This window comes from Achromobacter sp. HZ01 (genome assembly GCF_003267925.1).
GTDB classification, from domain to species: domain Bacteria; phylum Pseudomonadota; class Gammaproteobacteria; order Burkholderiales; family Burkholderiaceae_B; genus Achromobacter; species Achromobacter pulmonis_A.
The window spans coordinates 398,700-412,060 of the sequence record NZ_LWKV01000001.1 but is presented as its reverse complement, the minus strand read 5'-3'; the positions used below and the strand labels follow the sequence as shown (position 1 = coordinate 412,060).

Below are 13,361 nucleotides of genomic sequence, written 5' to 3'. Positions count from 1 at the left end.
AAATGAGACGAAAGAATCATACTGAGACACCTGTCTTACGTCAAACCCGATCCCCCGCCCGCAAAGCGCCCGCCGGGGCCGCCGCGGCCCGCCTGATCGCCCCCGCCAGCCCCCAGGCCGCGGCCAGCGGCGAGCCTCCGCACGGCCCGCGCGCGCGCATGCGCAAAACCCTGCTGGACACGGCCCAGCGCCTGATGGCGCAGGGCATCACGCCTTCGGTGGCCGAACTGGCCGGGCACGCCCAGGTCTCGCGCGCCACCGCCTACCGCTATTTCCCCAGCCAGAGCGCGCTGATCGCCGCGGTGGTGGACGAAAGCCTGGGACCCATCCTGGCCTGGGACTCGGCCGCGCCCGACGCGTCCACGCGCGTGGACGAGCTGCTGCGCTTCGCCTATCCGCGGCTGGAATCGCACGAGGCGCCGCTGCGCGCCGCCATCATGGTGTCCCTGCAGCAGCACGCCGAGGCCAGCGCCGGACGCGCCGGCGCGGAACCCCGGCTGGTGCGCGGCCACCGCGTCGACATCCTGAAGCGCGCCATCGCGCCGCTGGCCGGCCGGCTCACGCCGGCGCAGCAGGACCGCGTGGCCCAGGCGCTGTCGCTGGTGTACGGCACCGAGGTGTTCCTGGTGCTGAAGGACATCTGGAAACTGGAGCTGCCCGAGGTCACCGAAGTCGCGCGCTGGACGGCCCGCGCCATCATCGAGCAGGCGCTGGCCGAAGCGGATGGGCGCGGGAAGTAGCCCGGCTACGCGCGCGACTTGCGGTGGCTGCGGAACAGCAGGTGCGTGGAAGCCAGATGGAAGCGCACCGCGATCTGGGCGCACTCCGCGTCGCGCGCGCGCAGCGCGGCGATGATCTGGCGGTGATGCTCCACGCTGCGCAGCATGTCGTCCCTGGTGTAGAAGTAGAACGAGCCGATGATGATCGGCATATCGAGCAGGCTTTCCACCATGGAACGCACCCGGGCCGATTGCGCGGCGTTCAGCAGCGCGTGATGGAACTGGTTGTTGTAGTGCTGCACGCGCGCCACGCTGTCGGGGTCGTTGGAATTGACCGCGTCCAGCATGCACTGGTTGATGCGCTCCAGTTCGAGGATCTGTTCAGGGGTCGCGCGTTCGGCCGCCGCCTTGGCCGAATACGGTTCCAGCAGCATGCGTAGTTCGAACGCTTCGTCGATGTCGCGGTCCTGCCAGCCCAGCACCACCGCGCCGCGCCGGCCTTCGTGCTTGACCAGGCCGTCGGCCACCAGGCGCTCGATGGCGCTGCGCACCGGCGTGCGGCTGACGGAAAGCTCGGCCGCGATATGCTCTTCGCGCAGCCGCTCGCCCGGCATGAAAGCGCCCGCCATCAAGCGGCGGCGCAGCTCTCCATAGACGTAATCGCGGGCGCTGGACATGGTGGCGCGAGGCTCCGGAACAAGGTAGTCGAACTATACCGGAAGGCCATGCGGGGCATGGCGCTGCGCCAGCCGCTCCAGGAACCTGGGCCAGACCTCCGGATTCAACAGCCGCGCCGGGCGGCGGCCCGCCAGCATCGCGGCGATCTGGGCCGCGGACCCTTGCGCCACCTTGCGCCGGCCTTCGTGCGTCACGCCGCCCGTGTGATAGGTCGCCACCACGTCGGGACGCAGCAGCAGCGGGTGGTCCGGCGGCGGCGGCTCCTGGCTCCAGACGTCCAGGCCGGCGCCCGCCAGCCGTCCGTCCCGCAGCGCCGCCAGCAGCGCGTCTTCGTCGTGGATGCCGCCGCGCGCGGTGGAAATGAAAAGCGCGCCTGGCTTCATCCGCCCGAACTGCTCGGCCCCGAACATGCCGCGCGTCTCGCCGTTCAACGGACAGTGCAGGCTGACGACGTCGGCCGCGTCGAGCAGCGCCGCCAGGTCCGCCGGTTCGGCGCCGCGGCGTCGGATTTCCCCGGCCGGCAGCAGCGGATCGCAGGCGAGGACGCGCATGCCGAAACCGGCGGCGGCGCGCGCCACTCTGGCGCCGATTTCGCCGATGCCCACCAGGCCCAGCACCCGGCCTTCGATTTCATGCCCCATCAGCGCCTCGCGCGTGGCGGCGGTTCCCGCCAGCAGCGCGGCCTGGGAGGCGCGCAGGCGCTTGACCAGCGCCAGCAGCAAGGCGTAGGTCATTTCCGCCACCGAGGCCGCATTCGCGCCGGCCTGGTTGACCACGGCCACGCCGGCCCGCGTGCAGGCCGCCACGTCCACCGTGTCGTAGCCGGCGCCGCCGGAGGACACGCACAGCAACCGCGGGCATGCGGCCAGCAGGCTTTCCGACACCTGCCAGCGCGCGGGCACCTCGTCCTTGGCCGCGCTGACGTGGTAGGCGTGCGCGCCGGCCAAGCCGGCCGCCGTGACGGCGTCGCCATGCGCGGGCAGCACCTGCAGGGCGAGGCCCGGCTCGCGCCCGATGTCCGCGTCGAACGCCGGGTCGATCCACAGATCCAGCCGGGCCACGCGCATCGTGTCCTTCGGCCGCGGCGCTGCGCTCATGCCTGCCGCTCCGTGCAGCCCAGGGCTTTGAGCCTGGCGTCGATCCACGAGGTATCCAGCCTGCCGGCGGCGATGTCCGCCAGCATCTTGGTTTCCACTTCGTGCTTGGACGAGGCCGCCTGATAAAGCGCCTCGGTCTGCTCGTACGGGATCGACAGCAGGCCGTCGTCGTCTCCGACGATCAGGTCGCCCGGCGCGATCGTCATGCCGTCCAGCGCGATGACGCCATTGATCTCGCCCGGCCCGTCCTTGTAGGGTCCGCGGTGCGTCACGCCGGCCGCGTAGACCGGGAACGAGCCGCGCCGTATCGCGCCGCAGTCGCGGATGGCGCCGTTGATCACGATGCCGGCGAGGCCGCGCGCCTGCGCATAGCTGGTCATGATTTCGCCGATGATCGCGTTGGTCAGGTCGCCGCCCGCGTCCACCACGATCACGTCGCCGGGCTGGGCCAGCTCCAGCGCCTTGTGCACCAGCAGATTGTCGCCGGGCCGGGTGCGCACGGTCAGGGCCGGGCCGGCCATCGGACGGCCGTCGTGCATGGGCCGCAGGCGCGCGCCGCCCGCCGCCATGCGCGACATGCAATCGCTGATGTTGGCCACCGGAATGCCGCTGAACTTCTCCACGGTCTGCCTGCTCACCGCGCGCTTGCGGGCATGGATCTCAAAACCGATCATCTTTGCTCCTGTCTGGAAAATTGCGATGGCTCGCGGTCACTGCTTGGGAATGCCGGCGTCCTGCACGACCTTGCCGAAGATCTCGTGGTCGGCGCGGTGCTGGCGCGCCAGGTCGTCGGGCGTGCCCTTGAGGATGCTGTAGCCGGCGTCTTCCAGCTTCTTCACCAGTTCGGGGTTGGACTGCACGGCCTGCAGGGCCTGGTTCAGCGTGGCGACCACGTCGTCCGGCGTCTTGGCCGGCGCCATCAGGCCCCACCAGATCGACTGGTCCAGGCCCTTGAATCCGTTCTCCGCGAACGTCGGCACGTCGGGCAAGGCCGGCGCGCGGTCCTTGGCGACCACGGCCAGCGCGCGCACCTTGCCGCCGCGGATCTGCGGAAGCAGCGAAGCCACCGAGCCCACGTACATGTCGATCCGGCCGCTGGCCAGGTCCGGGAACGCCTGGCCCCAGCCGCGGTACGGCACGTGCATCAATTCGATGTTCGCGGCCTTGCGCCACAGATAGCCGGTCAGGTCGCCGGTGCCGCCGATGCCGGGAATGCCCAGCGAAACCTGGCCGGGACGGGCCTGCGCCGCCTTGACCACGTCGGCCACCGTCTTGAACGGCGAGTCGGGCAGCACCACGAACACGCTGGGCGAAGTCGCCACTGGCCCGACCGGCCTGAAATCCTTGAAGGTGTCGTAGCTGAGCTTGTTGTAGAGCCAGGGGTTCAGCACGATGTTGTCGGTCTGGGCCATCACCAGCGTGTGGCCGTCGGGGCGGGCACGGGCGGTGGCGTCCAGCGCCAGGTTGCCGCCGGCGCCGGGCTTGTTCTCCACCACCATGTTCCAGCCGCGGTCCTGGCCGATTGCGCTGGCCATCATGCGCGTCAGCGTGTCGGTGCCGCCGCCGGGCGGAAACGGGGAGATCAGGGTAATGGGCGCCGCGCCCATGTCGGCGGCGTTCACAGCGGCGCAGCCCAGCACGAGCGTGGCGGCCAACAGGTTCTTCAAGCGTTTCATCGTCTTCCTCACACGGTTTGATTTTTTTTGACTGGCAGTTCCACGCGGCGCGCTCAGCGCCGCTGCGCCAACGGCGCCAGCCAGGCCAGGCGCGCGTCCACCGAATCCGGCACGTCGAAATCGCCCTGGGCCCGGGCCGCGTCTATGCCGCGGCTGGTGCGCGCGAACAGCCGCTCCACGCCGTCGAGCACCAGCGGTTCCAGCCCGGCCTCGACCAGTTGCTCGCGCGCCTCGCGGACTTCGGCATGCCGGCGGCCGGCGTGCAGCACGTGCGAACGGATGAAGGAATCCATGAAGGCGGTCAGCGGCGTGCGGTCGATGTCCGCCAGCACTTCGTAGAGCGAGGCGCGCAGCCCCATGGATTCGGCCGCCACCAGGCATTCCACCGCCAGGCTTTCCATGCCCTTGGTCATGATGCTGCGCAGCAGCTTCAGCCGCACGGCGTCGCCCGCCGCGCCGGCGATGGCGCGCGCCGGCGCCCCGCCGCTCTCGGCCAGGCGCAGCACGGCGTCGGCGCCCGTGCCGGCGCACAGCAAGGGCGTGCGCTCGGCCAGCAAGGCGATGGCGCCCATGATCGCCACGTCGGTGAAATCGATGCCCTGCGCGGCGGCGGCCGCCGCGGCGGCCTGCATGTCGGCCGCGCCGGCCGTGGTGAAGTCGGCGTAGACGGCGTCGGCGCGCATGTGGGGGAAGCTCTGCTGCGCCACCTCGCGCGCGGCGTGGCCGTACACGGCCGACACCACGATGTCGGCCTCGCGCAGCCAGGGTCCGGGCGCCGCGTGCAGTCCGGCGCCATAGCGGCGCGCGCGCGCGGTCATTTCCTCGTCCTGGCGCAGATCGCAGATGCCGGCCATTCGATGGCCGGCATCGGTCCACGCCTGCGCGTAGCAGGACCCCACTTCACCGCAACCCAGCAAGGCGATTTTCATTTCTATAAATACATAAAAAATACAATGATGCGTTTATAGAACGAAAATACGCAGAAACTTATCAGTAATAACCCGTAGGTTTAATACATTAAAAAAACAATATTGCCTCAAGCGCGGCGAGTCATGCCGGCCGAGATGGCGCGGGCCGTGCGGCACAGCGGCTCCAGGCACTGCTCGACCATCTGGTCGGCGGTGCGCACGCCCTGTATCCACACGATGTTCACGCAACCGTAGAGCCGCCCCGGCGCGGCCATGATGGGAACGGCGATGGCCTCCAGCCTGTCGTTCTGGTCCCTGCGCGGCTTGTCGTAGTCGCCGCCGAAGCGCTGCTCGCGCAGCCCGTAGCCCTGGCGGCGAGTCTGCTCCAGCATCCTGTCCACGGCGGCGCTATCGTGCGCCAGCGCGTCGCCCTCGCGGCGGCTGCGGCGCAGCGCCGCCAGGATCGACTCGCGCTCCTTGTCGGCGCAGAACGCCAGATAGGCGCGGCCCACGGCGGAGCGCAGCATGTTGATCTGGAAGCCGATGTTGTCCCTGCGTATCGTGAAGTACGACTGGCTGCGGTTGGTCTCGCGCACGATCATCGCGCTGCCGCGGCGCACCGTCAGGTCCGACGGCCACAGCACCTTGGCCTGCAGGCGGTCCAGTTCGGGCGCCGCGCACTGGCCCAGCAGGTCCAGCACGCGCGCGCGCCGGCTGGGTTCGTTGAGCGAGCTGGCCGGACAGAAATAGTCGTCGGCGATCCGCCGCCAGATCAGGCCGCGCAATTGCAGCGTCGCCAGGATGCGCAGCAGCGTGGCCTTGGCGTAGCCGGTGCGCATGTGCAATTCCTGCAGGCTCGCGCCCTGCGAGGCGCGCACCTCGTCCAGCACGATCAGGCCGCGCTCCAGCGCGTCTATCGTCTTCACCTTCGGGGCCCAGCGGGTCATTGCGTCTCCCTTTTTCCGCGCATCCGCGGATTTCACTCGGTGAAACTCTAGCAAAACCTGCTTGAGCCGCCCAGCCCGCTCCAAATATCGTGGCGTCTATCGCAGGCCGATGTGGCTGGCGAACCGGGACGAGAGGCTGGAATGGGCGGACAGGCTGTACGCAATGTGCTGTGGATCATGTGCGACCAACTGCGCTGGGACTATCTGTCCTGCTATGGACACCCGCGCCTGCGCACCCCCAACATCGACCGGCTGGCCGCCGAGGGCGTGCGTTTCGACAACGCCTTCGTGCAGGGCCCGGTCTGCGGCCCGTCGCGCATGTCCTACTACACCGGCCGCTACGTCACCAGCCACGGCGCGGTATGGAACTTCGTGCCCATGCCGGTCAGCGAACTGACGCTGGGCGATTACCTGAACCCGCTGGGCGTGCGCGTGGCGGTGGCCGGCAAGACGCACATGGAACCGGACATGGCCGGCCTGCGCCGCCTGGGGATCGACCCCGCCAGCGCCATCGGCACGCTGGCGATGGAAGGCGGATTCGAACCCTACGACCGCGACGACGGCATCTGGCCCGACGGCTTCAGCACCGAGGCGCACCGCTACGGCCAATACCTGCGCCAGCGCGGCTATGACGGCGCCAATCCCTGGCACGATCACGCCAACTCGGCGCTGGGCCAGAACGGCGAGATTCTGTCGGGCTGGAACATGCGCCACGCCGCCCTGCCCGCCCGCGTGCGCGAAGAGGACTCCGAAACGCCCTACATGACGCGGCGCGCGATCGAGTTCATCGAAGAAAGCGGCGACCGGCCCTGGGTGCTGCACCTGTCCTACATCAAACCGCACTGGCCCTACGTCGCGCCGGCGCCCTATCACGCCATGTACTCGAAAGACGACGTGCAGGCCGTCAAGCGCAGCCCCCGCGAACTGGAGCATGCGCACCCCGTGCTGCAGGGCTACCGCCGCACGGAGGTGAGCCAGAGCTTCTCCCGCGACGAAGTGCGCGAGACCGTCATCCCCACCTACATGGGACTCATCAAGCAGGTGGACGACCAATTGGGCGTGCTGTTCGACTACCTGCGGCGCAGCGGGCGCGACCGGGACACCATGATCATTTTCAGCAGCGACCACGGCGACTACCTGGGCGACCACTACATGGGCGAGAAGGAGCTCTTCCACGATTGCGTGGCCAAGGTGCCGCTCATCATCCGCCTGCCGGGCGACGGCGTGCCGCGCGGCGTCGTGGAATCGCGGCTGGTGGAAGCCATCGACCTGGTCCCCACGATCCTGGACGCCTACAAGGCGGACATCCCCGGCCACATTCTGGAAGGACGTTCGCTGCTGCCGCTATTGCAGGGCAATGCCCCGGCCGAGTGGCGCAACGCCGTGTACTCGGAAAACGACTATGCGTTCCGCGACTGCGTGCGCGAACCGCTGAACCGGCCCGCCGACGGCTGCCACGCCTACATGGTGCGCGACCACGACTGGAAGTACGTGCATTTCGAGGGCTTGCGTCCGCAGCTCTTCGACCTGCGCGCCGACCCCGACGAATTCGACGACCTGGGCGCGGACCCCGCTTACGCCGCCGTTCGCGAGCGTTACCAGGCCCTGCTGTTCGAGTGGCTGCGCAACCGCCGGATACACCCCACGGTCAGCGGCGAGACGATGGCGGCATGGACGCGCAAGGAGGAGTCGACAGGCATCCATATCGGCAGGTGGTGACACAGCGCGCCCGTACCAGGGCGCCTGAAAAAAACATACGGAAGGAGACAACATGAAATCGCAGCTACTTGCGCTGGCGGCCTGTATCGCCGCCGGCACAGGACCGTACGCCCATGCGCAGGACGACTGGCCGGCGCGCCCCATCCGCGTGGTGGTGGCGTTTCCGGCGGGCTCGCCCGGCGACACGACCGCGCGCATCGTGGCCGAGGCGGTCGGACAGACGCTCAAGCAGCCCCTCGTCGTGGAAAACCGCCCCGGCGCGGGCGGCAATATCGGCGCGGAAGCGGTGGCCCGGGCGGCCGCCGACGGCTACACCTTTCTGCAGGCGCCCGATACGGTGGTCACCATCAACCCGGCCATCTATCGCAAGCTCAATTTCAAGGCCGAGGACCTGACGCCGGTCGTGGCGCTGGCCAACTTCAACCAGATGCTGGTGTGCGGCCCCTCGTCGGGCCTGCGCACGCTGGCCCAGCTCGACGCCGAGGCCAGAAAGGCGCCCGGCGCGCTCAGCTACGCGTCCGGCGGCCAGGGCGTGCCCGGCCATCTGGCGATGGAGCTGTACCTGTCCGGCGCGGGCCTCAACGTCATGCACGTCCCGTACAAAGGGCCGTCGCCGGCCACCCAGGACGTGCTGGCCGGCCAGGTGCCCTGCGGCTACCTCGCCTCGCCCGTGGTCGCGTCCTACGTGTCCGCCGGCAAGCTGAACGGGCTGGCGGTATCGGGCGACACGCGCTCGGTGCAGGCGCCGGACGTGCCCACCATGCAGCAGGCCGGCGTCGCGGGCTACGACGCCACCTTCCGAGAAATGCTGTTCGCGCCCAAGGGCACGCCGGCGGCCATCGTCAACCGCATGAACGACGCGGTGGCGCAGGCCCTGGCCCGGCCGGACGTCAAGCAGAAGCTGCAGGCCAACGACCTGGACCCGCGTCCGGAATCGCCCGAGCAGACGGCCAGCCGGTTGCGCGACGACACCGCCAAATGGAACGCCGTCATCCAGAAGATTCACCTGCAGGTGAACTGAACCTGAACGATATTGGAGACCCCATGAACACGACCGCAACGCCCACCGTCTTCGGCTCGCTGAAGAACTACCGGAAAGGCTCTATCGAGATCACCACCGGATCGCCCCGCCACTATGTTTTTTCCAACATATTCGAAGTGGCCGACGGCGCCGCGCCCTACGAGAAGATCGTCGTGGGCAAGAACCTGGAGTACGTCATCGAGACCGTGCGGGCCGAAGGCGTGTCGCCCTGGTACGTCTGCAGCCACGACGAGTTCGCCATCCTCATGGACGGCGTGGCGCAGGTCGAATTCCTGGCCCTGGACCAGCCGCCGGCCGCGGGCGAAGGCGCCGTGCTCGCGGGCGAAAACCCCGCCGGCCGGCCGATGGGACACGTGAAGCTGGGCCGCGGACACCAGTGCCTGCTGCCCGCGGGCTGCGCCTACCGCTTCACCGCCGCGCTGCCGGGCGTCCTGCTGCTGCACACCCGCCTGGGCGAACTGTCCGTCGAGAAGTGGGCGGACATCTGCCTGCAGTAGCCCTCCGCCCTCCCCCACGATTCTTTCCATCTGGAGAACCGACATGGCCCAGCTCGCCACCGATACCCCCGCCCCCGCTTTCGCCGCCGACAAGGTCCAGGCCAGCGCCGCCGACGCCGCGACCGGCTACAAGCGCTTCGATCTCGGCGCCTTCACCTTCACCCGCGACGAATACTTCGCCAAGATTCACTGGCCGGCCAACGGCCAGACGCGCACCCACGCCATGCCCGCCGACGCGTTCCTGCGCGCCCTGATGCGGGACGTGGCCTGGGGCTTCTTCTACGGCTGGGTGAACTTCGACCACGTATTCGGCACCCGCAACCACTACGGCAAGGTCGACGTCTACGCCGGCTCGTTCAACGGCGTCATGAAGGCGGCCGGCGTGGACTACACCGAGACCTTCGACACCCCGCTCATCATGGCCACGTTCAAGGCCATGCTGCACGACTGGACCAACGAAGGTTTCGATCCCTTCGCCGCGCCGGAAGAAACCGGCACCGCCTTCGGCCGCAAGCGCGGCGACAACGCGGACGCCATCGAACGTTCGCGGATCGCCACCCGGCGCATGCCCGGCCTGCCCGGGGATTCGCCCCTGCGCGACGACCTGCCGGTCAACCGCGCGTTCGCGGACGTGACCCAGGAAGAGCCGGAGGTCCACGTCGAACCCGGCTTCGAAGGCCAGCTGCACGCCTTCAACCTGTTCAAGTACCTGTCGCGCTCGGACGTGACCTGGAACCCCTCGGTCACCTCGGTGTGCGGCGCCAGCCTGTTCTGCCCCACGACCGAGGAGTTCATCCTGCCGGTGTTCCACGGCAACGACCGGGTGGAATGGTTCCTGCAGCTGTCCGACGAGATCGTCTGGGACATCGGCGACAAGGAAACCGGCGCGCCGCGCGCGCGGGTCACGATGCGCGCCGGCGACGTCTGCGCCATGCCGGCCGACATCCGCCACCAGGGCTATTCGACCAAGCGCTCCATGCTGCTGGTCTGGGAGAACGCCACGCCCGACCTGCCCCAGCGCTACGAAAGCGGCGAACTCCCGCCGTATCCGGTCGCCTTCTGAGCCTTACCCACACTCTTCAGCGAATCATCAACCATGCAGAACAAACTCTTCATCGACGGCAAGTTCGTGGACGCGGCCGCCGGCGGCACCATCGATGTGCTGAATCCTTACGACGGCGCCCTCATCACCGCCATCGCCGCCGCCGAGGCGGCCGACGTGGACCGCGCCGTCGCAGCGGCGCAGCGCGCGTTTCCCGCCTGGTCGCGGATGGCGGCGGCCGACCGCGGACACCTGTTGCTCAAGCTCGCCGACAGGATCGAAGCCAACGCCGAAGAGCTGGCGCAGCTGGAAACCCTGGACACCGGCCATCCCATCCGCGATACGCGCGGCCTGGACGTGCCGCGGACCGCCGCCTGCTTCCGCTACTTCGGCGGCATGGCCGACAAGCTGCTGGGCAGCGTCATCCCGGTGGAAGCGGGCTTTCTGAACTACGTGCAGCGCGCGCCGATCGGCGTGGTGGGCCAGATCGTGCCGTGGAACTTCCCGCTGATGTTCACCAGCTGGAAAATGGGCCCGGCGCTGGCCGCCGGCAACACCGTCGTGATCAAGCCGTCGGAGCTCACGCCGCTGTCGACGCTGCGCATCGCCGAACTCATGGCCGAGGTCGGCTTTCCCGATGGCGTCGTCAACGTGGTCCCGGGCTATGGCCATACCGCCGGCCAGCGCCTGGCCGAGCATCCGGACGTGGGCAAGATCGCCTTCACCGGCTCGACCGCCACCGGCCGGCGCATCGTCGAGGCGTCCAAGGGCAACCTCAAGCGCGTGCAGCTCGAACTGGGCGGCAAGGGCGCCAACATCGTCTTCGAGGACGCCAACCTCGACGCCGCGGTCAACGGCGCAGCCTGGGCCATCTTCCACAACCAGGGCCAGGCCTGCATCGCCGGCTCGCGGCTGATGCTGCACGACAGGATCGCCGACGAATTCCTCGAACGCTTCACCCGGCTGGCGAACTCCATCCGCCTGGGCGATCCGCGCTCGCCCGACACGGAAATGGGCCCGCTGACCTCGGCGCAGCATCGCGACAAAGTGCTGTCCTACGTGCAGATCGCCACCGAACAGGGCGGGCGCGTGCTGGCCGGCGGCAAGGCGCCCGACGGGGCGCTGTCCGCGGGCTATTTCGTGGCCCCGACGGTGGTGGAGGCCAAACCGCAGGACCGCGTCGCGCAGGAAGAAGTCTTCGGCCCCTTCGTCACCGTGCTGCGCTTCGGCAGCGACGAAGAAGCCGTCGCCATCGCCAATGCGACCGACTACGGGCTGGGCAGCGGGCTGTGGACGCGCGACCTGGCGCGCGCGCACAAGGTCGCGGACGCCATCCGCGCCGGCATGTGCTGGATAAACTGCTACAAACGGGTGAATCCGGGCAGTCCCTTCGGCGGCATGGGCCAGTCCGGCTATGGCCGCGAGATGGGCTTCGAGGCCATGCACGACTACACCGAGGCCAAATCCGTCTGGGTGAATGTGGACGCCGCGGTGCCGCCCTACTTCAAGCGTTGAGCCATCGACAGGAGTCTCCCATGAACACCGCCACCCGAGACCCGGAAGCCGTCCTCACCGAAACCGTCCTCGACACCTTCGCCCGGACGCCGGACCCGCGGCTGCGCCAGCTGATGCAGTCGCTGGTGCGCCACCTGCATGCCTTCGTCTCGGACGTGGAACCGACCGAAGCCGAATGGATGGCGGCCATCCGGTTTCTGACCGAAACGGGGCAGATCTGTGACGGCGTGGTGCGGCAGGAGTTCATCCTGCTGTCCGACACGCTGGGCGTCTCCATGCTGGTCGACGCCATCAACCACCGCAAGCCGGGCCACGCCACCGAAAGCACCGTGTTCGGCCCCTTCTACATCGCCGGCATGCCGGACCGGGCCGCGGGCGAAGACATGGCGCAGACGCCCGGCGAGCCGGCGCTGGTTCATGGGTACGTCCGCGACACCGAGGGCCGGCCGCTGGCCGGCGCCGTGCTCGATGTGTGGCAGACGGCCGCCAACGGCATGTACTCCGGCCAGGACACGGCCCAGCCCGAAGGCAACCTGCGCGGCCGCTATCGCGCGGACGACACCGGCTACTACGCGATACGCACCATCCTGCCGGTGTCCTATCCCATTCCGGGAGACGGGCCCGTGGGCCGCATGATGGCGGCCACCGGCCGGCACATCTTCCGGCCCGCCCACCTGCATTTCATGATCGAGGCGCCGGACCACCAGACGCTGGTCACGCACCTGTTCAATGCCGGCGATCCCTACCTCGCCTCCGACGCCGTGTTCGGCGTCAAGCCGTCGCTGGTGGTGCAGTACGAGCCGCGCGGCGCGGACTCGCCGCTGGCGGCGCGCTACGGATTCCGGTCGGGGTTCCACGAGGGGCAATATGACTTCGTGCTGCCGCGAGCCTGAACAACGCGCCGGGGCGCTATGCCGGGTCGAAGACGTGCCCGACGGCGGATCGCACACGGTCAGCGCGGGCGCGCAGTCCGTGATCCTGGTGCGGCGGGGGGAGGCGGTATGGGGCTACCTGAACCGCTGCCCGCACTTCTCCATCACGCTGGGCGCGGCGCATGGCGGCGTGCTGACCTACGAAGGCCGGGTGATGATGTGCGCCCACCATTCGGCCCTGTTCCGCTTCGAGGACGGCCAGTGCATAGAAGGCCCATGCCAGGGCGCGGCGCTGGACCCGTACCCGGTGCGCATTGCGGCGGGGGTGGTGTACCCGGCGTAGGATGGGTGCAGCGCGAGAATCCTTAAGCAAGAACCCAATCTTCCAGCGCGCGAAACCCATCAGGCAGCGAAAGCCGCCGCCTTTCGTGGCAAGAAAAAAAAGCCGGCTTACGCCGGCTGATGGGTTTCGCGCGTTCGGCGTCCGCGTTCTCGCCTTTACCCTGCCGCGCTGCACCCATCCTACGCCCAAGAACGCCTCCCCGTAGGATGGGTACAGCGCGAGAATCCTTAAGCAAGAACTCAACCATCAAGCGCGCGAAACCCATCAGGCGGCACCAGCCGCCGCCTTTCGTCGCAAGCGCAAAAA

General features: G+C 68.7%; 14 protein-coding genes. 8 read left to right on the top strand and 6 right to left on the bottom strand.

The features are described from left to right. Positions 1-92 precede the first annotated feature (92 nt). Positions 93-740, top strand: a complete 648-nt coding sequence (locus tag A6B37_RS01945; protein ID WP_102772830.1) for a TetR/AcrR family transcriptional regulator — start codon at positions 93-95, stop codon at positions 738-740. Between the two features lie 5 nt (positions 741-745). Here the strand turns inward: A6B37_RS01945 and A6B37_RS01940 are convergent, their stop codons facing one another. From A6B37_RS01940 to A6B37_RS01915, 6 genes are all read right to left on the bottom strand, one after another. Continuing rightward, the gene (locus A6B37_RS01940) at positions 746-1,396 is read right to left on the bottom strand and encodes a GntR family transcriptional regulator (RefSeq protein WP_102772223.1); all 651 of its coding nucleotides are present in this window, start codon (positions 1,394-1,396) and stop codon (positions 746-748) included. Between the two features lie 33 nt (positions 1,397-1,429). Beyond that, positions 1,430-2,494 carry an NAD(P)-dependent oxidoreductase gene (locus tag A6B37_RS01935; protein ID WP_111824758.1) on the bottom strand — a complete coding sequence of 355 codons (1,065 nt, stop codon included), beginning with the start codon at positions 2,492-2,494 and terminating at the stop codon, positions 1,430-1,432. Further along, positions 2,491-3,168, bottom strand: a complete 678-nt coding sequence (locus tag A6B37_RS01930) for an RraA family protein (protein ID WP_111824757.1) — start codon at positions 3,166-3,168, stop codon at positions 2,491-2,493. The genes A6B37_RS01935 and A6B37_RS01930 overlap by 4 nt, the downstream gene beginning before the upstream one ends. 36 nt (positions 3,169-3,204) lie before the next feature. Further along, the gene (locus A6B37_RS01925) at positions 3,205-4,170 is read right to left on the bottom strand and encodes a tripartite tricarboxylate transporter substrate binding protein (protein WP_102772226.1); all 966 of its coding nucleotides are present in this window, start codon (positions 4,168-4,170) and stop codon (positions 3,205-3,207) included. Between the two features lie 53 nt (positions 4,171-4,223). Then, on the bottom strand, positions 4,224-5,099 hold the full coding sequence (locus A6B37_RS01920) for an NAD(P)-dependent oxidoreductase (RefSeq protein WP_111824756.1): 876 nt from the start codon (positions 5,097-5,099) through the stop codon (positions 4,224-4,226). A 107-nt stretch (positions 5,100-5,206) separates the two neighbouring features. Further along, a complete protein-coding gene (locus A6B37_RS01915) occupies positions 5,207-6,025 on the bottom strand; it encodes an IclR family transcriptional regulator C-terminal domain-containing protein (protein WP_111824755.1) in 819 nt (272 codons plus the stop codon). 141 nt (positions 6,026-6,166) lie between these two features. Here A6B37_RS01915 and A6B37_RS01910 point away from each other — a divergent pair, with 141 nt between their 5' ends. The 7 genes from A6B37_RS01910 to A6B37_RS01880 are packed head-to-tail and all read left to right on the top strand — an operon-like array spanning position 6,167 to position 13,055. Next, positions 6,167-7,744, top strand: coding sequence for an alkaline phosphatase family protein (locus A6B37_RS01910; RefSeq protein WP_111824754.1), 1,578 nt, complete (start codon positions 6,167-6,169; stop codon positions 7,742-7,744). 52 nt (positions 7,745-7,796) lie between these two features. Further along, the gene (locus A6B37_RS01905; protein WP_111824753.1) at positions 7,797-8,765 is read left to right on the top strand and encodes a tripartite tricarboxylate transporter substrate binding protein; all 969 of its coding nucleotides are present in this window, start codon (positions 7,797-7,799) and stop codon (positions 8,763-8,765) included. 23 nt (positions 8,766-8,788) lie between these two features. Then, positions 8,789-9,283 (top strand): hydroxyquinol 1,2-dioxygenase, encoded by a 495-nt coding sequence (locus A6B37_RS01900; RefSeq protein ID WP_102772230.1) that lies wholly within the window; start codon positions 8,789-8,791, stop codon positions 9,281-9,283. Positions 9,284-9,326: 43 nt separating this feature from the next. Then, complete coding sequence (locus A6B37_RS01895) at positions 9,327-10,346, top strand: hydroxyquinol 1,2-dioxygenase (RefSeq protein WP_102772231.1); 1,020 nt, start codon at positions 9,327-9,329, stop codon at positions 10,344-10,346. A 33-nt stretch (positions 10,347-10,379) separates the two neighbouring features. Continuing rightward, complete coding sequence (locus A6B37_RS01890; protein WP_111824752.1) at positions 10,380-11,840, top strand: aldehyde dehydrogenase family protein; 1,461 nt, start codon at positions 10,380-10,382, stop codon at positions 11,838-11,840. A 20-nt stretch (positions 11,841-11,860) separates the two neighbouring features. After that, positions 11,861-12,733: an intradiol ring-cleavage dioxygenase gene (locus tag A6B37_RS01885; protein ID WP_111824751.1), complete on the top strand. Its 873-nt coding sequence runs from the start codon at positions 11,861-11,863 to the stop codon at positions 12,731-12,733. Beyond that, on the top strand, positions 12,708-13,055 hold the full coding sequence (locus tag A6B37_RS01880; protein ID WP_111824750.1) for a Rieske 2Fe-2S domain-containing protein: 348 nt from the start codon (positions 12,708-12,710) through the stop codon (positions 13,053-13,055). Before A6B37_RS01885 ends, A6B37_RS01880 begins: the two co-directional genes overlap by 26 nt. Positions 13,056-13,361: the final 306 nt, after the last annotated feature.